This window comes from Streptomyces sp. NPDC006365, from assembly GCF_042870755.1.
In the GTDB taxonomy this organism is placed as follows: Bacteria; Actinomycetota; Actinomycetes; order Streptomycetales; family Streptomycetaceae; genus Streptomyces; species Streptomyces xiangluensis.
On the sequence record NZ_JBIAHS010000011.1, the window covers coordinates 178421 to 199191 of the forward strand.

Consider the following 20771-nt stretch of genomic DNA (forward strand, 5'->3'; position numbering starts at 1 on the left):
GCTAAGAGATCAATCGAGTACGTACCGCAAGCGTCTCAAGCTCCGGGAAACGGCCAGGGGTTGGCCCGGCACCGGATTCCGTTGCGCTCGAGGAACTTGCTCTGCTGTTGCATGACGGGCGCGAGTTCGCCGTCCTTGTCACAGGTCACATGACCATAGCCGAGCCGGTGGCCGATCTCGTGGTTGATCAGCATCTGCCGGTACGCGTACATCTTGTCGCCGTACGTCTGGGCGCCCCGGGCCCAGCGATACGCGTTGATCATCACGCGGTCGGTGGCCGCGGAGTCGCAGGAGACGTTGTCCACAGTGGTGTCCAGGCCCGACTTGGCGCACCAGAACGCGGTGGTGCCGGGGCTGGCCAGCGTGATGACGAAGTCGGGCTGCCCGGTGGAGATCCGCTCGAAGGTACGGGCACCGTCGTGGGCCCAACTCCGTTCGTCGTTCAGGGTCTTGTGAACGGCCTGCGCGAAGAGTCCGCCGTCGAGGCCGAGGTCCTTCTCGACGTCCACGCGATAGGTGAACTTCTGTCCCGTGCCGGGCGCCTGGTCGAATCCGCGGACCGCCTCGAATTCCCCGCCGCCCTTGAGGTTCGCGTCCAGCGGATACTTCTTCGCCATCAACTGCCCGTACGTCGGCGGAGTCGCGCCCTCGACTTCGGGCGGGGGCGTCGGCCTGGTGTTGCCGCGCGCCGCGGAGTCCTTGACTTCCCGGTCCACGCCACCCGAGGCCGGCGGGCGCGCGGAGGTGTCCTCGCGCCCGTCGGTCACCTGCCCGGCCACGACGACGGCGAGCACGGTGGTGACGGCGGCGGCCGCGATCCCGGTGAAGGTCCAGCCCTTGCCACCCTTGGCCTTCTCCGTCCGGTCGGGCCCTGGGGGCGCTTTGTGCTCGGTTTCCCCGGGGTCGAGGTACCGGTCGTTGGCTTCGGTGGCGGAGCCGTACGGGTCCGAGTGGAGTGCCTGGTTCGCGGAGCGCCGCGCGAAGACGTCGTCGCCCTCGTCGAAGGCGTCGACGTAGGCCTGGCGGGGACCCGTCGGACGCGGCGGAACCTGCCGCTGCTGCGGTATGGCGGGCCCAGGACCAGCAGCCTGCGATGCGCCGGGACTCCCCGCGTACGGCCCCTGGGGCGCGCCATACCCGGGCGCCCCGCTGAACACCCCCCAGCCGCCGCCGGGTTCCCGCTGCTCGGGATGCGCACCACGGACCTGGGGGACACCGTGGGCAGGCGTGCCGTCGGGGAAACGCGGGACGCCATGAGCGGGCGTACCGTCAGGAAGCCTCGGAACGCCATGAGCCGGCGTACCGTCAGGAAGCCGAGGCACTCCCTGAGCCGGAGTGCCGTCGGCGTACCGCGGAACCCCACGCGCGGGCGTACCGTCCGGCAGTCGCGGAACCCCATGAGCCGGAGTGCCGTCGGCGTACCGCGGAACCCCGCCCGCGGGCGTCCCGTCGGGGAACCTCGGAACCCCCTGCGCATCCGGACGCGGTACCCACCCCTCGGGCAGCCGCGGAACCCCGCCCGCCGGTGTGCCGGGGCCGCCGCCCATCGGTGTCGGCTGCGGCCGGGGTTGCGGTCCGGAGGGATTCCGGCGTCGTCCGGTGTCCGGCTCCGGACGGCCTCCCGGAACCACGGGGATGTCGGCGGTGTCGCCCTTGCGGGCCGACCCACGTCGGCTGTGACGTCCCACGCGCCGCCTCAGCTCCCTGCACTGTTCGTTGTGCCGGCGTCGGCCAACTCGCCGGAGTCCGTGAGAAGTTCACGGATCGAGGTGGCCACGGTCTCGGGGTACTCCATCATCGCCACATGCCCCGCGTCCGGGAGCGTGAGCAGCCGGGAATCGCGGAAGGCTCGCGCCGCTCGCTGGGCCATGCGGTACGAGACTAGCTGGTCCCGGCCACCGTAGATGAGCAGCGTCGGGGCGAGCACCCGCTCGGCCTGACGCCACAGCCGGTGCTGGCCGCCCAGCGTGTACGCGTTCACGATGCCGCGGGCCGAGCGCGCCATGGCGTCCCAGAAGTACGGGAGGGAGAGCCGCCGCTCCATCTCCTCGACCGCGTTGCGGAACGCTTCGGGGGTCACGATGGTCGGATCCCCGTAACAGAGCGCCATGACGCCTCGTACGCGCTGCTCGGCGGACCAGTCCTTGGTGAAGCGGGTGAATGCGCTCGCGACCCCGGGCAGCGCCAGCAGCGCCGTCGGCACCGCCGAGCGCTGCACCAGGACCTCCGGCAGCGCGGGCGACACCAGCGTGAGCGTTCGCACGAGATCGGGACGTACGGCCGCGACGCGCGTCGTGACCGCGCCGCCCATCGAGTTCCCGATGAGGTGCACCGGACCGCGGTCGGCCGAGTCGAGATAGCGGATGACCGCGCGCGCGTGCCCGGTCACCGAATAGTCGCCGTCGTCCGGCGGCGGTGAGTCGCCGAAGCCCGGCAGATCAACGGCCTCGCTGTCCACGAGGCCGTCCAGGATCGGCATGAGCGCCGACCAGTTCTGCGAGGAACCGCCCAGCCCATGCACATACAACGCGGGCGGCAGCCCCTCGCGGGCCGGCGGTCTCGACCGGATCGTCAGCGTGATCCCGGGCAGCCCGACCTTGCGCAGCCGCTCCCCCGCCGCCACCCTGACGGCACCGACTTTCGGCGCGACAGAGGTGGCCAGGACGGACGGCAGATCGGTCGAAGACATGCAGCAATGTTACGAGACGATCACGTGGTGGATCGTGTGTTCGCCATCACAAGTCCCCATCGAATTCCGTGACAAGTGACGGCGACAAGCCCGTCCGGACCACCATCACAGGCCCCCGCCGCAGCCCCGCCAAATCGGCGTCGGTCACCAGGGATCGCGTAGCGACTCGATCTGCACTCTCATACGCTTCGTGAACGAGGGCACTCGTACTTGTGCAAGCAGGTACTCGCACCACTCGGGAAGAGGACTCCATGACCGTCGACCCCACCGACCCCGAGACTCTCGTCGAAGCTGATTCAACTTCCACCGAATTCGACGTGGAGGCTCCCGAGGCCGACGCCGCCGAACAGCACGCGGAGCTCGCACCCCACCGGGACGAGCCAGTGAGCGGCTCAGACCGCGCCAACCTGGACAACGCGAACGAGGCGGACCGCGCGGAGCAGGCAAGGATCATCGAACTCGACGAAGACGACTACCGGTAACCGCTCCGAGGCGCGCATCCGGGATGCCGGCCTGCCCGGCACGTTGCTATTTGATGCGCTCTGTGCGGTTTTCACCGGCGTCCGGTCCATGAAATTCTGCGCTCGCACCGCGCACAGCACGGTTACCGAAAAGTACGATGGCGGCGCGGCGCACACCGCACGTGGACGATTTTGGGAGGCGGCGTGACAGCCATCGAGCAGACAGAGGCGGCACGCCCGCGGGGCACACGCCTGCCGCGCCGTGCCCGACGCAACCAGCTCCTCGGCGCAGCCCAGGAAGTGTTCGTCGCGCAGGGATATCACGCGGCCGCGATGGACGACATCGCCGAGCGCGCGGGAGTCAGCAAGCCGGTGCTCTACCAGCACTTCCCGGGCAAGCTCGATCTCTACCTGGCCCTGCTGGACCAGCACTGCGAGTCACTGCTCCAGGCGGTCCGGGGCGCGCTGGCCTCGACGACCGACAACAAGCAGCGCGTACGGGCCACGATGGACGCGTACTTCGTGTACGTCGAGGACGACGGCGGCGCATTCCGGCTCGTCTTCGAGTCCGATCTGACGAACGAGCCCGCGGTGCGGGAGCGCGTGGACAAGGTCACATTCGAGTGCGCGGAGGCGATCAGCGAGGTCATCGCGGAGGACACCGGCCTGTCCAAGGCCGAGTCGATGCTGCTCGCCTCGGGTCTGGGCGGGCTCGCGCAAGTGGTGGCGCGTTCCTGGCTGCACAGCGACCGCAGTGTGCCGCGTGACCAGGCGGTGCAGTTGCTGGCCTCGCTGGCCTGGCGCGGCATCGCCGGCTTCCCACTGCACGGCAGTGAGCACCACTGAGCGCGTCCTTGTTCCCGTCCGCTGTTCGCTCCTGGCGTTCTTGGACGCAGCGTGTACGTCCCCTCACCGGGCTAATGTGTGCTGCGTACGGCGCGGACGAACGCGCACATCAGTGACCGTCGGAGGGACATAGCCGTGGAGGTCAAGATCGGCGTGCAGCACGCGCCTCGCGAGATCGTTCTGGAGAGCGGTCAGACCGCCGAGGAGGTCGAGCGGGCGGTGTCCGAAGCGCTGGCCGGCAAGTCGCAGCTGCTGAGCCTCGTGGACGACCACGGCCGCAAGGTCCTGGTCCCGGCCGACCGTCTGGCGTACGTGGAGATCGGCGAGCCGGCCCCGCGCAAGGTGGGCTTCGGCGCGCTGTAGTCACATCGCGACAAAGGGCCCCGTGGCTTGAAGCCTCGGGGCCCTTGTCATGCCGACCACTGCGGATGCCCCCTCATTTTCTTGCCCGCGCGACCTCCACAGACGGAGCACAGACCACCCACAGGGGATGATTGCGTTCCGCGGGCCACGGGTAAGACGGGCTACGACCGAAGTGCACACGGCCGTGCGGGAGGGACCCCACCCAATGTTCTTGGAAGCGCTCGGCTCCGCGATCCTCGGTCTGGCAGTGGCCTGGCTGGCGATGTACCGCCTGCCGCACCGCCTCCCCGCCCGCCGACTGGTCCTGTCGACGGGCGCAGCCGGAGGCCTGTTCGGCGCGTTCCTCACGCACAGCGCGCTGGGCGGAAACCTACTGCTGGTCCTCACCGGCGCGGTGGCCGTTGCCACGGCGTCCGTGTCCCTGCTCCTCCGCCCGGCGGGAAGACTGCGCCGCCACTCGGCGACGGTTTGAACAGGGACCCTGACGGCTCCGGTCCAACCGACGCCCAGTGAAGCGTGCCTTGAGGGGCGCGGGGAACTGCGCGCCAGGCCGCAACGGACCCGCGGGCGACGAACCGGCCGTCAAATGCGCTCAGGCCGCGAGGCCCAACGCAGCCATCCGCTTCGTGTGCGCCTCCGTGATACGGGAGAACATCCGGCCGACCTCCGCAAGGTCGAAGCCGTCCGCGACCCCGCCGACGAGCATCGTCGACAGAGCGTCCCGGTCGGCGACCACGCGCTGGGACTGGGACAGCGCCTCGCCCATCAGCCGTCGCGCCCACAGCGCGAGCCGTCCGCCCACGCGCGGGTCCGCGTCGATCGCGGCGCGCACCTTCTCGACGGCGAAGCTCGCGTGCCCCGTGTCGTCGAGTACGGAGAGGACCAGGGCACGCGTATCGGAGTCGAGCCGCGCCGCGACCTCGCGGTAGAAGTCGCTGGCGATCGAGTCGCCGACGTACGCCTTGACGAGACCCTCCAGCCAGTCCGACGGCGCCGTCTGCCGGTGGAAGCCGTCGAGCGCCGCGACGAACGGCTCCATCGCCTCCGTCGGCTCCGCCCCGATCGCCGCGAGCCGATCACGCAACTGCTCGAAGTGGTGGAACTCCGCCGAGGCCATCTTCGCGAGTTCCGCCTTGTCGGCGAGCGTCGGTGCCAGCTTGGCGTCCTCCGCGAGCCGCTCGAACGCCGCCAACTCCCCGTACGCGAGCGCTCCGAGCAGGTCGACGACCGCGGCGCGGTACTGGGGATCGACGGAGGCCTTCGTCCAGTCCTGGGCGGCGACTCCGGTGTTTTCGGCGGAGGTGTCGGCGGCAGTGTCGGCGGTGTTGTCGGGCGTCGTCATGAAGCGCACAATAGCCCGCTCACAGCAAGGCGTAAGCCCCTGGTCAGCCAGTGTGACGACCACTACGTGACCAAATCGACCAACGCATATGCGCGATTCCGGGGTATGGTGGTAATGAGCCCGCTGAGCTGATCTACGTATCTCAACGGGCCATATGAATGAGGATGCCCGGTCGGTGGCCCGATCGGCTCCGACCCGACAGCTCTCCTCGTCCGTAAGGCACAGTGCGTACGGAGTCCGGAGAGACCCTCAGCGGCAAGAGCGCTCGAGCGTCGGCAGTGGTCCCGTGCCACCAAGGCCCGCCTTTCAAGCGGCCGACGTCCCCCGGCACGGTTCAACGACCCCCGCGCTCGCCTCGTGTCGCACACACAGAAGAGGCAGCACCCTGACTACAACCTTCCGAGATCTCGGGATCCTCACCGAGACAGCCGAGGCGCTCGAAGCCGTCGGCATCATCAACCCCTTTCCCATCCAGGAGATGACGCTCCCCGTCGCCCTTTCGGGCACCGACGTCATCGGCCAGGCCAAGACCGGCACCGGCAAGACGCTGGGCTTCGGCCTCCCGCTCCTCGAGCGCGTCACCGTCCCCGCGGACGTCGAGGCCGGTCGGGCCCAGCCCGAGCAGCTCACCGACGCCCCGCAGGCACTCGTCGTGGTCCCCACCCGCGAGCTGTGCACGCAGGTCACGAATGACCTGCTCACCGCGGGCAAGGTCCGTAACGTACGCGTTCTCGCCATCTACGGCGGCCGGGCGTACGAGCCGCAGGTCGAGGCCCTGAAGAAGGGTATCGACGTGGTCGTCGGCACCCCGGGCCGGCTCCTTGACCTCGCGGGACAGAAGAAGCTCAACCTCAAGCACGTGCGCGCGCTCGTCCTCGACGAGGCCGACGAGATGCTCGACCTGGGCTTCCTGCCCGACGTCGAGAAGATCATCAACATGTTGCCGGCCCGCCGCCAGACGATGCTGTTCTCGGCGACCATGCCGGGCGCCGTCATCGGTCTCGCGCGCCGCTACATGTCGCAGCCCACGCACATCCGCGCCACGGCGCCGGACGACGAGGGCCAGACGGTCCGCAACACCGCGCAGTTCGTCTACCGCGCGCACAACATGGACAAGCCCGAGCTGGTCTCGCGCATACTGCAGGCCGACGGCCGCGGGCTCGCGATGGTCTTCTGCCGTACGAAGCGGACGGCGGCGGACCTCGCCGACCAGCTGCAGCAGCGCGGCTTCGCCTCCGGCGCGGTCCACGGCGACCTCGGTCAGGGCGCGCGTGAGCAGGCGCTGCGGGCTTTCCGCAACGGCAAGGTGGATGTGCTCGTCTGCACCGACGTGGCCGCGCGCGGCATCGACGTCGAAGGCGTGACGCACGTCATCAACTACCAGTCGCCCGAGGACGAGAAAACGTACCTGCACCGCATCGGCCGTACGGGTCGCGCGGGCGCCAAGGGCATCGCGATCACGCTCGTCGACTGGGACGACATCCCGCGCTGGCAGCTCATCAACAAGGCGCTGGCGCTTGGCTTCAACGATCCGCCGGAGACGTACTCCACGTCCCCGCACCTCTTCGAGGAGCTGAGCATTCCGGCGGGCACGAAGGGCGTCCTGCCCCGCGCCGACCGCACCCGCGCCGGGCTCGCGGCCGAGGAGGTCGAGGACCTCGGTGAGACCGGCGGGCGTGGTGCGCGCGGTCGCAGTGGCCGTTCCTCGGCCCCGGAGCGGGAGCGTGAGAGCGAACGCGAGCGCCCGGCGCGTACGCCGCGTCGACGCCGTCGTACGCGCAATGGTGCGCCGGTCGATGCCACGGACCCGGTGGCCACCGCTGAGACCCCGGCAGCCGAGCCGCGCACCCCACGTCGCCGTCGCCGGACGCGTGCCGGGGAGTCGGCCGAGACGGCCGTCGCCACGGCCGAGGGCACCACGTCGGAGACCATCGAGCCGACGGCTGAGCTCGTGGAGTCGGCCGAGCCGAAGCCGCGTCGGCGTCGTACGCGCAAGACGGCGGAGACCGCGGAGGTCGCTGAGTCAGCGGCCACCGTCGTCGAGGAAGCCACGGAGGTAGCCGCCGAGGCGACCGAGGCCAAGCCCCGTCGCCGTACCCGCAAGGCCGCCGAAACGGCTGTGGAGACGGCGGACGGCACCGTGGGCGAGGCGGTGGAGACCAAGCCGCGCCGGACCCGCAAGGCAACGGCCGAGGCAGTGGTGGACACCGCCGAGGCGACCGAGGCCAAGCCCCGTCGCCGTACGCGCAAGGTTGCCGAAGCCGCCGAGGCCGACATCCCGGCCCAGGCGACCGCGACGGAGGAGCCCGCGACCACACCGCGCCGCCGTACGCGTAAGGCAGCACAGGCCGCGCTCGACACGGCCGAAGGCACAGCGGTCGAGGCGGCGGAGACCAAGCCGCGCCGGACCCGCAAGACCGCGGCCGCTACTGAGGCCGCCGTGGACACCGCCGAGGCCACCGAGGCGAAGCCGCGCCGCCGCACCCGTAAGGCAGCGGAAGCCGACATCCCGGCTCAGGCGGCCGAGCCTGTCACGGACGAGGCCCCGGCCAAGCCCCGGCGCACCCGCAAGGCGGCGGCCACGCCCGCCGATGCGGAAGCGCCGGAGGCGACGCCCCGCCGTCGCACGCGCAAGAAGGCGGCAGCCACCGAGGCAACCGAGAGCTGAGCCTCTCTCCGACGGCCCGGCCCCGGCACTTGGGGCCGGGCCGTTGCCGTCGCCGTGGCGCGGAAAGGCCACCCGCCCCGCAACCCGCCCGACAGCTTCCCCAGATAGCCTCCTCCTTATGAGCAGGCCCGCCACCTTTGTCCCGCCGCCCGGCGCCCGTGCGTATCGGCTCGGCACCGCGCGCGGTGAGTTCGCCGTCATCGACGCCCCTGTGGCAACCGGCGTCGAAGCGAAGGGAACCGCGCTTCTGCTGCCAGGGTTCACCGGCAGCAAGGAGGACTTCATCTCCCTGCACGAACCCCTGGCCGCGGCCGGATACCGGACCGTCGCCGTGGACGGACGGGGCCAGTACGAGACGCCTGGCCCGAGAGACGACGAAGCCCCTTACGCGCAGGGCGAGTTGGCGCGGGACGTACTCGCCCAGGTCGACACGCTCACCGACACACAGCAGGAACGGGTCCACCTCGTCGGCCACTCGTTCGGCGGACAGGTCGCCCGAGCCGCCGTACTGCTGGACTCCACCCGCTTCCGCTCGCTCACCCTCATCGCCTCAGGGCCGGCCGAGATCTCCGCATCACAACAGCTGCGCGTCAAGCTGCTGCGGGACGCGCTCGCCGTGATGAACATGGCGCAGGTCTGGGACGCGATCCAGGCACTGGAGCCCCCGGAGGACGCGGCCGACCAGCAGGACCTGGACGCCGGACTCGACGACCTCGAAGTGCTCAGACAACGCTGGCTCGGCAACAGCCCCGCTCAACTCATCGCCGCAGGCCGCCAGTTGTGTACGGAACCCGACCGTGTCGCCGAACTGGCCGCCGTACGGATCCCCTTGCACGTCCTGTCGGGTGAAGAGGACGGCACCTGGCCGGTGCCTCTCCTCGACGACATGGCCGTACGCCTCACAGCCCACCGCACGGTCGTACGCGGAGCCGAGCACTCCCCCAACACAGACCGCCCCCTGGATACGGCAGAAGCCCTGGCCACCTTCTGGCACCAGACCGACCAGACCGAGTAAGGGCTCAGTACTGAGCCTGCAAGTGCCCCCAGAACCCGTCCCGCAACGCCCGCCGCAGATCCGCCTGTCCCCGTAGCGAGTACTGCAGCAAGCCCTCCGCCTCCACCAGCAGATCCTGGTCGACAGGCCCGGGCAGATACGGATGCCCGGGCAGCAGGTCGGCCAGCGCCTCCCGCCCTCGCGCCCCCAGCCACTGTGCGGCGATCTGCGCTCCCACGAACCGCACGTCCTCCCGCGTGGGCCGAGCCCCCGCCGCCGCCTCGTACGAGGCGGCGGTCCGCCGGGAGACGTACGGCTTGAAGAACTCCAGGTCGAAGGTCCGCTGGCTGTCGACCTCCCAGAGCAGCGGCTCCGCCTGATTGCGCACCTCCGGCGCCTCGATGCCCCAGAGGTGGACCCGGGCCCCGTACCCCTGCGCCGCCTCGACCGCGGAGACCAGGTCCTCGTCGCCGCCGATGAGTGCGGCGTCGCTGATGGCGCGGTGCCTGGCCAGTGACTCCAGGTCGCTGCGGATCAGGGAGTCGACGCCCTTCTGCTGGTTGTTGGCGTTGAGGTTGCCCAACCGGACCTTGACGTCGGGCAGCTCGGCGATGGACTGCTGCTCCGCCGTATGGATGCGTCGGCGCGCCCCGTCGTACCAGTAGACGCGCAGCAGCCTGCTGTCCGCGAAGATCGTGCGCGCTCTGTCGATGAGTGCCTCGATGAGGCCCTCGGCATCCAGATCGAAGGCCCGGCGGTCCTCCGTACCGGCGACGAGCCGCCCCGCGGCTGCGTACAGATAACCTGCGTCGACGAAGATCGCATGGGTCGACGGCGTCTTCGCCACCTCGGCGAGCATGCGCTGGAGCAGCTCGTTCGTGCGGTCCATACGCGCACCGAGGGCGGCCAGTGCGTCGCTTCCCGCGAAGTCGTCATTCATATGCGCCTCATTGTCGCAGGACGTCACTGTGTGAACACAAGCGGTCCACTACCCACAAGTAATTAGGCGTTCGAAAAATTTATTTAGCGTAGGGAATGTTTGTTACCGGCATCCCGTTGACTCGTTGGGGAACCCAGGGCACAGACGCCCCATGTTCCGCCCACCAGTAGTTCTCCTTCAGGAGGATGACCAGACGAAGGGAGAAGCCATATGCGCTTCGAAATCATGCGCCTCGACGACGTCGACGGCACCGCCGTGGACACGACTGTCGTGGACGCCGCCTCCGTCAACCGGATCGTGCAGCAGGCCGCCGCCATCGGCCAGCGCATCCTGATCCGCCCGGCCGAAGCCCCGGCCTCATAACGCGCGGACGCCCGAGAGCACACTTCAGAACCCCGTACGGCATCGATGCCGTACGGGGTTCTGCGTGTTCGGCTCCGCTCAGCTCGACTGGATCACCTGCGTGACCCCGTTGATGATCTGCTGCACGGCGATCGCGGAGAGCATCATGCCGGCGAGCCGGGTCACCAGGACGACCCCGCCGTCCTTGATGACTCGGATGATCAGCAGCGAGTACCGCATCACCAGCCACAGCACGACGTGGATGGCGAGGATCGCGGTCCACACCGCCACCTGTGGCGCTACGCCGTCGGCCTTCTGCACCGCCAGGATGACGGACACGATCGCGCCCGGTCCCGCGAGCAGCGGCATGCCCAGGGGTACGAGGGCGACGTTGACGTCCTTGGTCTGCTTGGGCTCGTCTGTCTTCCCGGTGAGCAGATCGAGGGCGATCAGCAGGAGCAGCAGGCCGCCGGCGATCATCAGCGCGGGCACGGACACATGCAGGTAGTTCAGGATCTGGTGCCCGAGCAGTCCGAACACGGTGATCACAGCGCCGGCCACGCAAACGGCCTGGAACGCCATCCGCTTCTGCACCCGCGCCGGCCGTCCGGACGTCAGCGCGAGAAAGATCGGGGTGATCCCCGGGGGATCCATGATGACGAAGAGGGTGAGGAAGAGTGAGCCGAAGACGGCGAGGTCGAACACGGTGAGCCTTGGTGGGGAGGGGTGCGACGGGGAGGGGCAGAGCCCCCGGGACAGGAGAGGGTCAGACTCCCGCGGCCCCGCCCGCACCCGGCACCGGGAACGCCCCCGTGGCTCGCCGCGTGATCTCCCCGTAGATCTCGGGGTCCGTGGTGAACTCCCCGAGCACGCACGTCTTGCGGCTGCCGTGATAGTCGCTGGACCCGGTCGCCAGCAGCCCCAACTCGGCCGCCAGGCCGCGGAGTCGGGCCCGGGTCGCCGGGTCGTGGTCCATGTGGTCGACCTCGATCCCGTCGAGTCCGGCCGCCGCGAGCGCGGCGATCGCGGACTCCGGCACGACCTGGCCCCGCTTGGCCGCGGCGGGATGCGCGAAGACGGTCACGCCGCCCGCGGCCTTGACCAGCCGGATGGCCTCGAAGGGGTCCGACTCGTGCTTCTCGACGTAGGCCCGGCCGCCGTCGGCGAGCCAGTCGGGCGTGAAGGCGTCGGAGACGCTGGGCACGACGCCCAGCTCGACCAGCGCGGTCGCGATGTGCGGCCGCCCCACGGACCCGTCGCCCGCGATCCGCGCCACCTGCTCCCAGGTCACCGGCACGCCCAGTTCCTGGAGCTTACGGATCATGCCGTGGGCCCGCGGCACCCGGTCGTCGCGTACGAGCTCGCGCTCGCGCAGCAGGTCGGGCTCCTCGGGATCGAAGAGGTACGCCAGCATGTGCAGGCCCACGCCGTCGAGACGGCAGGAGAGCTCGGCTCCGGTGACGAGAGTGAGGCCTTCCGGAACCGCGGCGATGGCCTCGGCGTATCCCCGGGTGGTGTCGTGGTCGGTCAGCGCGACGACGTCCAGACCGGCCGCGGCGGCATTGCGCACCAGCTCGGCGGGGGTGTCCGTACCGTCGGAAGCCGTGGAGTGGGTGTGCAGATCGATGCGCACGTACGAGGACTCCAGGCTCTGACCGGGCGGAAGGGGACACTCCAGGGTAACGGGAGCCGCACCCGCCCCCGCCCTGAGCCCCCTAGGGCTCCAGGATCCGCGGTGACAACGCCCCGCACGGCAGCAGGTCCACCTCCGCGCCCGCGTCCCGCAGGTCGGTCAGTACCAGCTCGTCGTACATCAGCAGGCCCGACTGCTCGGGCCAGACGACCGCCCACAGCCACAGGCCGCGCGCCTCTCCGGCGAAGACGGCGCGGTCGTCGGGGGTGCCGGAGACCAGCCAGAGGGGGGTCGGGCGGCCCGCCGCGAGGACCTTCGCCTGGGCCGGCTTCTCGACGTTCATGTACGGGCCCGGGTCCGGGCCGTCGACTCCCGCGTATCGCGCACCGAGGCCCACGCCGAGCTCCTCGGCAACGAGCACCAGCTCTCCTACACCTCCGAGCGGGCCCGGGCCCGAGCAGGCCACGGCGGTGGCACGGCCGCCGCTGCGGTCGTCGCCCGCGAAGGCCGCACCCGTGAAGAGCCAGCCGACGGGCAGCGGCCAGGGCATCCACACCGGCACGCGCGCACGGTGCACCACGACGCTGAGGGCCTCGACGCTGGGCGGGATCACGGGCTGCAGCGGGTGCACAGGGCCGTGCACATCACACTGCCAGGAGTCGGCAAAGAGTCCGGGAGCCCTGACCCGGCCACCACACTTCGGGCAACTGGGTTCGCCCCTCATAGGCCCCAACGGTCCTCCCCGGCTGTCGCCGCGTCAAGGACGATCACCCGTCCGGCGAGCCACGTCGCCGCCGACTGAACGAGTGTGACATTCCCAACTGGACGAATCCAGCGGTCGGTTGGGTTCAGTCGAGAGATACGGACTTACGCAAGGGATCGCGCAGGTCAGTTCCGCCGGTGAGCCAGCGCTCCCGGAGGGCCTGCGCGCCGTGCACCCGCTTCCACGCCGCCTCGTTCGGCGTCATCGGGAGCAGCGGCAGGAAACGTACGGGATCGAGGGGCTCGTCCAGGTCCAGGTCCTCGACGAGGCCGCCCGGCTCAGCGACCAGTACGGAGGTGAACGGGGCGCCCGGCCACAGGGGATCGCCGACGTCGAGCGAGGCTCCGGGGGCCACGACCAAGCCCTCGACCTGCGGAGACGCTGCCAGTACGGCGAGCGGGCGGAGCACCTTGTCGGTGTCGGCGACGCCCGCGCGTACGGAGAGGACCAGCTCGGCGCGCGGGCCCTCGATCGGGTCGGCGAGGGCCGCAGTGGGGTCCGCCATCGGCCGCGCGGACATGCCGAGCGTGGCGTAGCGGACGATCTGTTCCCCGGCGGCTCCGCCGCTGAAGCGGAGCACCTCGATGCGGTCCGTGCCGAGGAAGGTGACCGCGGCGCGCGCGTCCGGTTCGCCCAGCGCGGTACGCAACCGGGCCTCCACCAAAGGAAGAACATCAGCCATATGGCGAGCATATGCTGCGTCTTTTCGGGGGGTTCTGCCCGGTTCCCGGGAGCGGCAAGGCCAAAGGGGCGGCTTGACAGGCCAGTCGGCTGATAGTCTTGGCCGCTGGTCGGGGCAGCACGCAGAAGCGTCGCTCTCCAGTCCCGACGCGCGACACTCCCCTACGGGGGATGGATCTCCCCTACGGGGGACCGGCCGGAGGAGGTGGGGCTCCATGGATCGAAGTCGACCGTGTAGTACTACCCGCTCTTCCGGCTGCTGAGTTCCTCACAATCCGAGCTCTACTGGCTGCCGCCTCCCGTACTCGCGTCATGCGTGTCGGTGCACGACGGAAGAGCACTTCGTTTTTGCCTGATCTGTCTGATCTGTATCAGTAGCGAAGCTGCCACCGCGACGGTGCGGTGCTCCCCGCTTTGCGGACGTGCCAAACATCCTCAGTCAGGACGTCCCCATTCCGGGCAGTTCCAACCGTTGCCGGGCGGCTCGTACGCGAAGGAGCCTGCCATGTCGATGATCCGAGACCTGCGCGCAGCGGTCCGCCCCTCACTGCGCAAGGACGGCGGCACATACGACAGCACCCGCGAGGCCGGGACGAACTCGGCTGTCGTGGACTGCGCCATCTACCGCGACGGCGCCCGCGTCGCGTTCCCGGCCACCCTCACGCCGCATGAGGCGATGCTTCAGGTGCGCCGTGACGGCGGCTTCGCCTGGATCGGGCTGCACGAGCCGACGGAGGACGAATTCGCCGTCATCGCCAGCGAGTTCGGGCTGCACCCGCTCGCCGTCGAGGACGCTGTGCACGCCCACCAGCGGCCCAAGCTGGAGCGCTACGACGAGACGCTGTTCACCGTCTTCAAGACCATCCACTACGTCGAGCACGCCGAACTCACCGCCACCAGCGAGATCGTGGAGACCGGCGAGGTGATGTGCTTCACCGGACGGGACTTCTTCATCACCGTTCGGCACGGCGGGCAGGGCTCGCTGCGGGCGCTGCGGCACCGGCTGCAGGACGACCCCGAGCTGCTCGCCAAAGGGCCGTCGGCCGTGCTGCACGCCATCGCCGACCATGTCGTCGACGGGTACATCGCGGTCGCGGACGCCGTGCAGGACGACATCGACGAGGTCGAGACGGCGGTGTTCTCGCCGGGGCGCAAGGGAGGCACCTCGCGCGGTGTCGACTCTGCGCGGATCTACCAGCTCAAGCGTGAGGTCCTGGAGTTCAAGCGGGCGGTGTCCCCGCTGCTGCGGCCCATGCAGCTGCTGAGCGAGCGGCCGATGCGGCTCGTGGACCCCGACATCCAGAAGTACTTCCGCGATGTCGCCGACCACCTCGCCCGGGTCCAGGAGCAGGTCCTCGGGTTCGACGAGCTGCTCAATTCGATCCTCCAGGCCAATCTCGCCCAGGCATCGGTCGCGCAGAACGAGGACATGCGCAAGATCACGTCCTGGGCGGCGATCATCGCCGTACCGACGATGATGTGTGGCGTCTACGGCATGAACTTCGACTACATGCCGGAGCTGCGCTGGAAGTTCGGGTACCCGCTGGTGCTGAGCGTCACGGTGGGTATCTGCTTCGCGATCCACCGCACGCTGAAGCGCAACGGATGGCTGTGAGCCGGCCCGGACTGCGGTGAGCGGGCACGGGTCGATGCGAGCGGGCTCGATACCCTTGCTGCCATGACGGATGAGCTGCTCGACCAGGCCCTCGTCGAGGAGGCCACCAAGAAGTCCGCGCTCGTGTGGGTGCGGGGTGGCGGCGCACCGGTGCCGAACCGCGCGCTGTGGCATGTGTGGTTCGAGGGTGCCGTGTGCCTGGTCGGCGACGGGCCCGGTGAACAGCCGTTGCCGGGGCTGGTCGACGGGGGCGAGGCGGTGGTCACCGTACGCAGCAAGGACAAGGGCGGGCGGCTTGTTTCCTGGGCGGCGAAGGTCGTGGAGCTGGCTCCCGGATCCCCCGAGTGGGACGCCGCGATCGCCGAGCTGAAGGGCAAGCGGTTGAACGCTCCGGATGGCGAGGCCATGCCGGAGCGGTGGGCTCGGGAGTGTCGGGTGCTTCGTCTGGAGCCGACGGGGGGTACGGCGCCGCTGCCCGACGGGTCACTTGCGGCTGCGCCGCGGGCGACTCCCGCGACTACGCGTCAGCCGGCCCCGGCGGGGGTGCATCGGCTTCTGTTCCGTGGCCGGAAGCGGCGGTAGCTGCGCCGGCGGGACGGTACTGAGCTGCGGGTTCGTTGTGGCTGGTCGCGAAGTTCCCTGCGGCGGGCTTCAACAGGTGCCCCGCATCCCCGCTCAGCCCTTACGACTCCGGCAGTTGCTGCCCGTAGTCCACCATCTCGTCCTTTGCCGGTTCTTCCAGGGGGAAGTCCTTGCCCCAGTCGGTCAAGCGGATCGTTCCCGCGCCGCCTGCTCGGGCCAGGAGCAGGGGGTAGGGCTTGCCCTCCAGGGAGACGTCCAGGGTGCCGCCGGAGCCCTTGTCTCCGGTGATGCGGATCGTGCGGATGCCTGAGCGTTCATGGTGGCCGTCTGTGGCCAGGGTGCCGTGGAGGGTGAGGAGGCCGTCCAGGAGGACGTCCTTGTCGGTGAAGCCGCTGAAGCGCTGGTAGGCGGGGTCGCCCTGCGGGACCTTCACGTACAGGCCGTCGAGCTTCTCGGCGGCCTGTACGTCCGCCTCGCCCTTGCCGTCCTTGTCGTCGGCCCAGAAGTCCGCGTCGGCCTTCAGGAACAGGTGCTCGCCGACTCGCAGCAGCCGGAAGGTGGTGTCCTGCGTGGTGACGGAACCGGTGCCGCCGTCGGCCTTGAGGCGCATGTCGAGCTTGTACGTACGCCCGTTGCTGACGACCGAGCCGGAGAGGTGGACCGCGTCCGCACCCCGGGCCGCTCGGTTCGTCCTGGCCTGGATCTCTTGCGCGGAGAGCTTACCGACCCCGTTGGTGCCCGCGTTCGGGTCCTCGCCGCCGCAGCCCGTCAGTCCTGTCCCCGTCACGACCAGTGCGCACATCGCGCTGATGAGTGCGGCCCGGTGGGTACGGCCCTGGGGAATTGCGGTCACGGGTGGGGGCGCCTCTCGTTCGGGAGTCCTCAACGGCGTACGGCAGCGTACCTGTGCCGTCTCGGCGCTCCGGAGGCAGTCCGTCCGGGCTCACCGCCGGGGCGTGTCCAGTCGGGACGGGCTAGCCTGAAGCCCGCAAAAGCGGATATATCGATAAGAGATCCGTAAGGAGGGAGGAGGTGTGCGGCATGGCCGCAGGCGCTCCCCGGATCTTCGTCTCACACCTGACCGGCGTCGCCGTCTTCGACCCCAACGGCGACCAGGTGGGCCGGGTGCGCGATCTCGTCGCCATGCTGCGGGTGGGAAGGCGCCCGCCCCGGCTGCTCGGCCTCGTCGTCGAGCTGTCCACGCGCCGCCGCATCTTCCTGCCCATGACGCGGGTGACCGGCATCGAGTCGGGCCAGGTCATCACCACCGGCGTCCTGAACGTACGGCGCTTCGAGCAGCGGCCCACCGAACGGCTCGTCATCGGCGAACTGCTCGACCGGCGCGTACAACACGTCGAGACCGGTGAGGAGGTGACGGTCCTGGATGTGTCGGTCCAGCAGCTTCCCGCACGCCGCGACTGGGAGATCGACCGGGTCTTCGTACGCAAGGGGAAGGGCGGCACCTTCCGGCGGTCCAAGGGCGAGACGCTGACGGTCGAGTGGTCCGCCGTCACCGGGTTCTCGCTGGAGGAGCAGGGGCAGGGCGCCGAGAGTCTTCTCGCGACCTTCGAGCAGTTGCGCCCGGCCGACCTCGCGAACGTACTGCATCACCTCTCGTCCAAGCGGCGCGCGGAGGTGGCCGCGGCCCTGGACGACGACCGGCTCGCCGACGTGCTCGAAGAGCTGCCCGAGGACGACCAGATCGAGATCCTCGGCAAGCTCAAGGAGGAGCGCGCCGCCGACGTCCTGGAGGCGATGGACCCCGACGACGCGGCCGACCTGCTGGCCGAGCTGCCCGAGGAGGACAAGGAGCGACTGCTCACGCTGATGCGCCCGGACGAGGCGGCGGACGTACGGCGGCTGATGGCGTACGAGGAGCGGACCGCCGGCGGCCTGATGACGACCGAGCCGATCGTGCTGCAGCCGGACGCGACGGTCGCCGACGCGCTGGCCCGGGTCCGCAACCCCGACCTCTCCCCCGCGCTGGCAGCCCAGGTGTACGTGTGCCGTCCGCCCGACGAGACGCCGACCGGCAAGTACCTCGGCACGGTGCACTTCCAGCGGCTTCTGCGCGACCCCCCGTACACGCTGGTCAGCGCGCTCCTCGACGACGTTCTCCAGCCGCTCGAACCGGAGGCCACGCTGCCGGTGGTGGCCGGCTTCTTCGCCGCGTACGACATGGTCGCGGCGCCCGTGGTCGATGAGGGCGGGTCGCTGCTCGGCGCGGTGACCGTGGACGACGTACTCGACCACATGCTGCCCGAGGACTGGCGCGAGACGGAGTTCCATCTGGACGCGGAGACCGAGGGGGCCGCTCATGGTTCCTGAGCGCGACACCCGCGAGCGGGTCCCCGTGGGCGTCACCGGGCGCCCGCGCATCCGGCTCGACCAGCCTCTGCCGCCGCGCCGCAGGCTGGTGCCCGAGTGGGACCCGGAGGCCTTCGCAAAGCTGTCGGAGCGGATCGCGCGGTTCATCGGCACCGGACGGTTCCTCGTCTGGATGACCGTCGTCATCATCGTGTGGGTGCTGTGGAACGTCGCCGCGCCCAGCGGCCTGCGTTTCGACGAGTTCCCGTTCATCTTCCTGACCCTGATGCTCTCGCTCCAGGCCTCGTACGCCGCCCCGCTCATCCTGCTCGCGCAGAACCGGCAGGACGACCGCGACCGGGTCAATCTCGAACAGGACCGCAAGCAGAACGAGCGGTCGATCGCGGACACCGAGTACCTGACCCGTGAGATCGCAGCCCTGCGTGCCGGTCTCGGCGAGGTCGCCACCCGCGACTGGATCCGCTCCGAACTCGAGGACCTGGTCAGAGGCCTGGAGGAGCGGCGACCCGACGGACGGGTGGTATTCCCGGCAGAACACCCGCGGGGACGTGACGTAGGCGACCGCTGACAGGCTTTTCGGGCGTGGGTGGAAGCGCCGTACCATCGTCCTTATGGCTACGGAAGACGCGGTGCGCGCAGCGCTGGCGACGGTGAACGACCCCGAGATCCAGCGACCCATCACCGAGCTGGGGATGGTCAAATCGGTGGACATCGGGACGGATGGCGCGGTCGCGGTCACCGTGTACCTGACGGTCTCCGGCTGCCCCATGCGCCAGACGATCACGGAGAACGTGACAAGGGCGGTCGAGGCGGTCGACGGTGTCACCCGCGTCGACGTCACGCTCGACGTCATGAGCGACGAGCAGCGCCGCGAGCTGGCATCCGCGCTGCGCGGCGGGCAGGCCGAGCGCGAGGTCCCGTTCGCCAAGCCCGGCTCGCTCACGCGCGTGTACGCGGTCGCCTCCGGCAAGGGCGGCGTCGGCAAGTCGTCCGTGACCGTGAACCTGGCGGCGGCGATGGCGGCGGACGGTATGAAGGTCGGTGTCGTGGACGCCGACATCTACGGCCACTCCGTGCCCCGCATGCTGGGCGCCGACGGGCGTCCGACCCAGGTCGAGAACATGATCATGCCGCCGTCCGCGAACGGCGTGAAGGTCATCTCGATCGGCATGTTCACCCCGGGCAACGCACCGGTCGTCTGGCGCGGCCCGATGCTCCACCGCGCGCTGCAGCAGTTCCTGGCGGACGTGTACTGGGGTGACCTGGACGTCCTCCTGATGGACCTCCCTCCGGGCACGGGCGACATCGCGATCTCGGTCGCGCAGCTGGTGCCGAACGCCGAGATCCTGATTGTGACGACGCCCCAGCAGGCCGCCGCTGAGGTCGCCGAGCGGGCCGGTTCCATCGCCGTCCAGACCCATCAGAAGATCGTGGGCGTGGTGGAGAACATGTCCGGTCTGCCCTGCCCGCACTGCGGCGAGATGGTCGACGTCTTCGGCACGGGCGGCGGCCAGACCGTCGCCGACGGCCTGACGCGGACGACCGGCGCGACGGTCCCGGTCCTGGGGAGCATCCCGATCGACGTCCGCCTCCGCGAGGGCGGCGACGAGGGCAAGCCGGTCGTCCTGACCAATCCCGACTCCCCGGCGGGCTCGGCCCTGCGCTCGATCGCGGGCAAGCTGGGCGGCAGGCAGCGGGGGCTGTCGGGCATGTCGCTGGGGATCACACCGAGGAACAAGTTCTGAGGCCGGTACGAGGGTGGGGGCGCCGGTTCGCGAAACGGCGCCCCCACCCTCGTACCGACTGATCGAACCGCGTATCGGCTAGACGTACGCGGTGATGTCCTTGACCACCGAGAAGCCCAAACCGTACGCGCTCATCCCCCGCCCGTACGCGCCCAGGTGCACGCCCTGCTGCGTGGAGCCCGCGAGGACCCAGCCGAACTCGGACTCGCGGTAGTGGAAGGACGCCGGAGTGCCGTCCACGGGGAGCGAGAGGCGGGACCAGTCCGGACCGGTCAGGTCGTCCGCGAGGACCCACGCCGTCTCGGTCTGCTGGTCCAGCCAGTCGTCGCGCAGGGTGTGGTCCATCTGGCCGGGCCAGGTGCAGTTCAGCAGTCCCACGCCCGCGAGCCAGGCCGCGGAGGACACCGAGGTGGCCTCCAGGAGCCCGGTGCCGTCGGCACTGCGCCGCACGGGGTTGGCCGCGATGGTCACCACGACCGCGAAACGCTCCTTGTCGTCCGTCTTCGACTCACTGCGTACGGACGGCTCGTCGCCGTGCCCGATCGATCCGTGCTCGACGGCACCATCGGCCGCGGTGCCGACCTGCATCAGCCAGCGCGGTCCCGTGAAGGCCTCGTCGAGGCCGTACCACGGGAAGGGCGCCAGCAGGTAGCCGTCGACCGTGCCCCGGGCGGAGGGGACCGGTTGTCCGCCCTCCGCGTCCGACGCCTGCGCGCCTGCCCGACTTGTCGTCTCCATTGCCCGGACGCCTCCTCGCTCTCGTCGGACCGAAACGGCCC

The 20771-nt window shown here is 70.0% G+C and carries 22 protein-coding genes; 12 read left to right on the plus strand and 10 right to left on the minus strand.

All coding sequences use genetic code 11. From position 1 onward, the window contains the following. Window positions 1–35 precede the first annotated feature (35 nt). The gene (locus ACFYO0_RS28090; RefSeq protein WP_388681423.1) at window positions 36–1688 is read right to left on the minus strand and encodes a DUF3152 domain-containing protein; all 1653 of its coding nucleotides are present in this window, start codon (window positions 1686–1688) and stop codon (window positions 36–38) included. Window positions 1689–1696: 8 nt separating this feature from the next. Then, window positions 1697–2689, minus strand: a complete 993-nt coding sequence (locus tag ACFYO0_RS28095) for an alpha/beta hydrolase (protein ID WP_388681425.1) — start codon at window positions 2687–2689, stop codon at window positions 1697–1699. 251 nt (window positions 2690–2940) lie between these two features. Between ACFYO0_RS28095 and ACFYO0_RS28100 the strand changes: the two genes are divergently transcribed. The 4 genes from ACFYO0_RS28100 to ACFYO0_RS28115 all read left to right on the plus strand — a co-directional run bounded on the left by ACFYO0_RS28100 (window position 2941) and on the right by ACFYO0_RS28115 (window position 4831). Further along, the gene (locus ACFYO0_RS28100) at window positions 2941–3171 is read left to right on the plus strand and encodes a hypothetical protein (protein WP_388681427.1); all 231 of its coding nucleotides are present in this window, start codon (window positions 2941–2943) and stop codon (window positions 3169–3171) included. Between the two features lie 183 nt (window positions 3172–3354). After that, window positions 3355–3996, plus strand: a complete 642-nt coding sequence (locus tag ACFYO0_RS28105; RefSeq protein ID WP_344394096.1) for a TetR/AcrR family transcriptional regulator — start codon at window positions 3355–3357, stop codon at window positions 3994–3996. Between the two features lie 135 nt (window positions 3997–4131). Beyond that, the gene (locus ACFYO0_RS28110; RefSeq protein WP_033319983.1) at window positions 4132–4359 is read left to right on the plus strand and encodes a DUF3107 domain-containing protein; all 228 of its coding nucleotides are present in this window, start codon (window positions 4132–4134) and stop codon (window positions 4357–4359) included. A 205-nt stretch (window positions 4360–4564) separates the two neighbouring features. Beyond that, window positions 4565–4831 (plus strand): hypothetical protein, encoded by a 267-nt coding sequence (locus ACFYO0_RS28115; protein ID WP_388681430.1) that lies wholly within the window; start codon window positions 4565–4567, stop codon window positions 4829–4831. 120 nt (window positions 4832–4951) lie between these two features. Here the strand turns inward: ACFYO0_RS28115 and ACFYO0_RS28120 are convergent, their stop codons facing one another. Then, window positions 4952–5710 carry a ferritin-like fold-containing protein gene (locus tag ACFYO0_RS28120; protein ID WP_386342199.1) on the minus strand — a complete coding sequence of 253 codons (759 nt, stop codon included), beginning with the start codon at window positions 5708–5710 and terminating at the stop codon, window positions 4952–4954. 469 nt (window positions 5711–6179) lie between these two features. On the opposite strand from ACFYO0_RS28120, the gene ACFYO0_RS28125 reads away from it, so the two are divergent. Then, window positions 6180–8369, plus strand: coding sequence for a DEAD/DEAH box helicase (locus tag ACFYO0_RS28125; RefSeq protein WP_388681433.1), 2190 nt, complete (start codon window positions 6180–6182; stop codon window positions 8367–8369). Between the two features lie 118 nt (window positions 8370–8487). Continuing rightward, window positions 8488–9384, plus strand: a complete 897-nt coding sequence (locus ACFYO0_RS28130; protein WP_388681435.1) for an alpha/beta fold hydrolase — start codon at window positions 8488–8490, stop codon at window positions 9382–9384. 4 nt (window positions 9385–9388) lie between these two features. On the opposite strand, the gene ACFYO0_RS28135 is transcribed toward ACFYO0_RS28130, so the two are convergent. Next, window positions 9389–10303 (minus strand): NYN domain-containing protein, encoded by a 915-nt coding sequence (locus tag ACFYO0_RS28135; protein WP_388681438.1) that lies wholly within the window; start codon window positions 10301–10303, stop codon window positions 9389–9391. A gap of 210 nt (window positions 10304–10513) precedes the next feature. Here ACFYO0_RS28135 and ACFYO0_RS28140 point away from each other — a divergent pair, with 210 nt between their 5' ends. Beyond that, window positions 10514–10666 carry a hypothetical protein gene (locus ACFYO0_RS28140; RefSeq protein WP_328768821.1) on the plus strand — a complete coding sequence of 51 codons (153 nt, stop codon included), beginning with the start codon at window positions 10514–10516 and terminating at the stop codon, window positions 10664–10666. Between the two features lie 78 nt (window positions 10667–10744). On the opposite strand, the gene ACFYO0_RS28145 is transcribed toward ACFYO0_RS28140, so the two are convergent. The 4 genes from ACFYO0_RS28145 to ACFYO0_RS28160 form a co-directional block, all read right to left on the minus strand. Continuing rightward, complete coding sequence (locus tag ACFYO0_RS28145) at window positions 10745–11350, minus strand: MarC family protein (protein ID WP_344394089.1); 606 nt, start codon at window positions 11348–11350, stop codon at window positions 10745–10747. A gap of 61 nt (window positions 11351–11411) precedes the next feature. Continuing rightward, entirely contained in the window at window positions 11412–12278 is an 867-nt protein-coding gene (locus ACFYO0_RS28150) for a PHP domain-containing protein (protein ID WP_388681441.1), read from the minus strand. 82 nt (window positions 12279–12360) lie between these two features. Beyond that, window positions 12361–13002, minus strand: a complete 642-nt coding sequence (locus ACFYO0_RS28155; protein ID WP_386342211.1) for a DUF6758 family protein — start codon at window positions 13000–13002, stop codon at window positions 12361–12363. Window positions 13003–13126: 124 nt separating this feature from the next. Beyond that, a complete protein-coding gene (locus ACFYO0_RS28160; RefSeq protein WP_388681444.1) occupies window positions 13127–13723 on the minus strand; it encodes a suppressor of fused domain protein in 597 nt (198 codons plus the stop codon). 504 nt (window positions 13724–14227) lie between these two features. Between ACFYO0_RS28160 and ACFYO0_RS28165 the strand changes: the two genes are divergently transcribed. Both ACFYO0_RS28165 and ACFYO0_RS28170 read left to right on the plus strand, forming a co-directional pair. Beyond that, window positions 14228–15337 (plus strand): magnesium and cobalt transport protein CorA, encoded by a 1110-nt coding sequence (locus ACFYO0_RS28165; RefSeq protein WP_388681446.1) that lies wholly within the window; start codon window positions 14228–14230, stop codon window positions 15335–15337. Window positions 15338–15400: 63 nt separating this feature from the next. Further along, window positions 15401–15919, plus strand: a complete 519-nt coding sequence (locus tag ACFYO0_RS28170) for a hypothetical protein (protein WP_388681448.1) — start codon at window positions 15401–15403, stop codon at window positions 15917–15919. A 100-nt stretch (window positions 15920–16019) separates the two neighbouring features. On the opposite strand, the gene ACFYO0_RS28175 is transcribed toward ACFYO0_RS28170, so the two are convergent. After that, a complete protein-coding gene (locus ACFYO0_RS28175) occupies window positions 16020–16772 on the minus strand; it encodes a hypothetical protein (RefSeq protein ID WP_388681450.1) in 753 nt (250 codons plus the stop codon). 188 nt (window positions 16773–16960) lie between these two features. Here ACFYO0_RS28175 and ACFYO0_RS28180 point away from each other — a divergent pair, with 188 nt between their 5' ends. The 3 genes from ACFYO0_RS28180 to ACFYO0_RS28190 are packed head-to-tail and all read left to right on the plus strand — an operon-like array spanning window position 16961 to window position 19992. Beyond that, on the plus strand, window positions 16961–18247 hold the full coding sequence (locus tag ACFYO0_RS28180; RefSeq protein WP_388681453.1) for a magnesium transporter MgtE N-terminal domain-containing protein: 1287 nt from the start codon (window positions 16961–16963) through the stop codon (window positions 18245–18247). Further along, window positions 18237–18815: a DUF1003 domain-containing protein gene (locus ACFYO0_RS28185; RefSeq protein WP_388681456.1), complete on the plus strand. Its 579-nt coding sequence runs from the start codon at window positions 18237–18239 to the stop codon at window positions 18813–18815. The genes ACFYO0_RS28180 and ACFYO0_RS28185 overlap by 11 nt, the downstream gene beginning before the upstream one ends. Before the next feature lie 43 nt (window positions 18816–18858). Further along, window positions 18859–19992: an Mrp/NBP35 family ATP-binding protein gene (locus tag ACFYO0_RS28190; RefSeq protein WP_388681458.1), complete on the plus strand. Its 1134-nt coding sequence runs from the start codon at window positions 18859–18861 to the stop codon at window positions 19990–19992. Between the two features lie 78 nt (window positions 19993–20070). Here ACFYO0_RS28190 and ACFYO0_RS28195 read toward each other — a convergent pair whose 3' ends face one another. Then, window positions 20071–20730 carry a hypothetical protein gene (locus ACFYO0_RS28195; protein WP_388681461.1) on the minus strand — a complete coding sequence of 220 codons (660 nt, stop codon included), beginning with the start codon at window positions 20728–20730 and terminating at the stop codon, window positions 20071–20073. Between the last annotated feature and the right edge of the window lie 41 nt (window positions 20731–20771).

Coding starts and splice junctions, on each gene's coding strand:
- ACFYO0_RS28125 (WP_388681433.1), top strand. CDS start 6,180: ATGACGCTCCCCGTCGCCCTTTCGGGCACCGACGTCATCGGCCAGGCC.
- ACFYO0_RS28165 (WP_388681446.1), top strand. CDS start 14,228: ATGTCGATGATCCGAGACCTGCGCGCAGCGGTCCGCCCCTCACTGCGC.
- ACFYO0_RS28185 (WP_388681456.1), top strand. CDS start 18,237: ATGGTTCCTGAGCGCGACACCCGCGAGCGGGTCCCCGTGGGCGTCACC.
- ACFYO0_RS28130 (WP_388681435.1), top strand. CDS start 8,488: ATGAGCAGGCCCGCCACCTTTGTCCCGCCGCCCGGCGCCCGTGCGTAT.
- ACFYO0_RS28140 (WP_328768821.1), top strand. CDS start 10,514: ATGCGCTTCGAAATCATGCGCCTCGACGACGTCGACGGCACCGCCGTG.
- ACFYO0_RS28135 (WP_388681438.1), bottom strand. CDS start 10,303: ATGAATGACGACTTCGCGGGAAGCGACGCACTGGCCGCCCTCGGTGCG.
- ACFYO0_RS28170 (WP_388681448.1), top strand. CDS start 15,401: ATGACGGATGAGCTGCTCGACCAGGCCCTCGTCGAGGAGGCCACCAAG.
- ACFYO0_RS28115 (WP_388681430.1), top strand. CDS start 4,565: ATGTTCTTGGAAGCGCTCGGCTCCGCGATCCTCGGTCTGGCAGTGGCC.
- ACFYO0_RS28095 (WP_388681425.1), bottom strand. CDS start 2,689: ATGTCTTCGACCGATCTGCCGTCCGTCCTGGCCACCTCTGTCGCGCCG.
- ACFYO0_RS28100 (WP_388681427.1), top strand. CDS start 2,941: ATGACCGTCGACCCCACCGACCCCGAGACTCTCGTCGAAGCTGATTCA.
- ACFYO0_RS28160 (WP_388681444.1), bottom strand. CDS start 13,723: ATGGCTGATGTTCTTCCTTTGGTGGAGGCCCGGTTGCGTACCGCGCTG.
- ACFYO0_RS28180 (WP_388681453.1), top strand. CDS start 16,961: ATGGCCGCAGGCGCTCCCCGGATCTTCGTCTCACACCTGACCGGCGTC.
- ACFYO0_RS28190 (WP_388681458.1), top strand. CDS start 18,859: ATGGCTACGGAAGACGCGGTGCGCGCAGCGCTGGCGACGGTGAACGAC.
- ACFYO0_RS28195 (WP_388681461.1), bottom strand. CDS start 20,730: ATGGAGACGACAAGTCGGGCAGGCGCGCAGGCGTCGGACGCGGAGGGC.
- ACFYO0_RS28155 (WP_386342211.1), bottom strand. CDS start 13,002: ATGAGGGGCGAACCCAGTTGCCCGAAGTGTGGTGGCCGGGTCAGGGCT.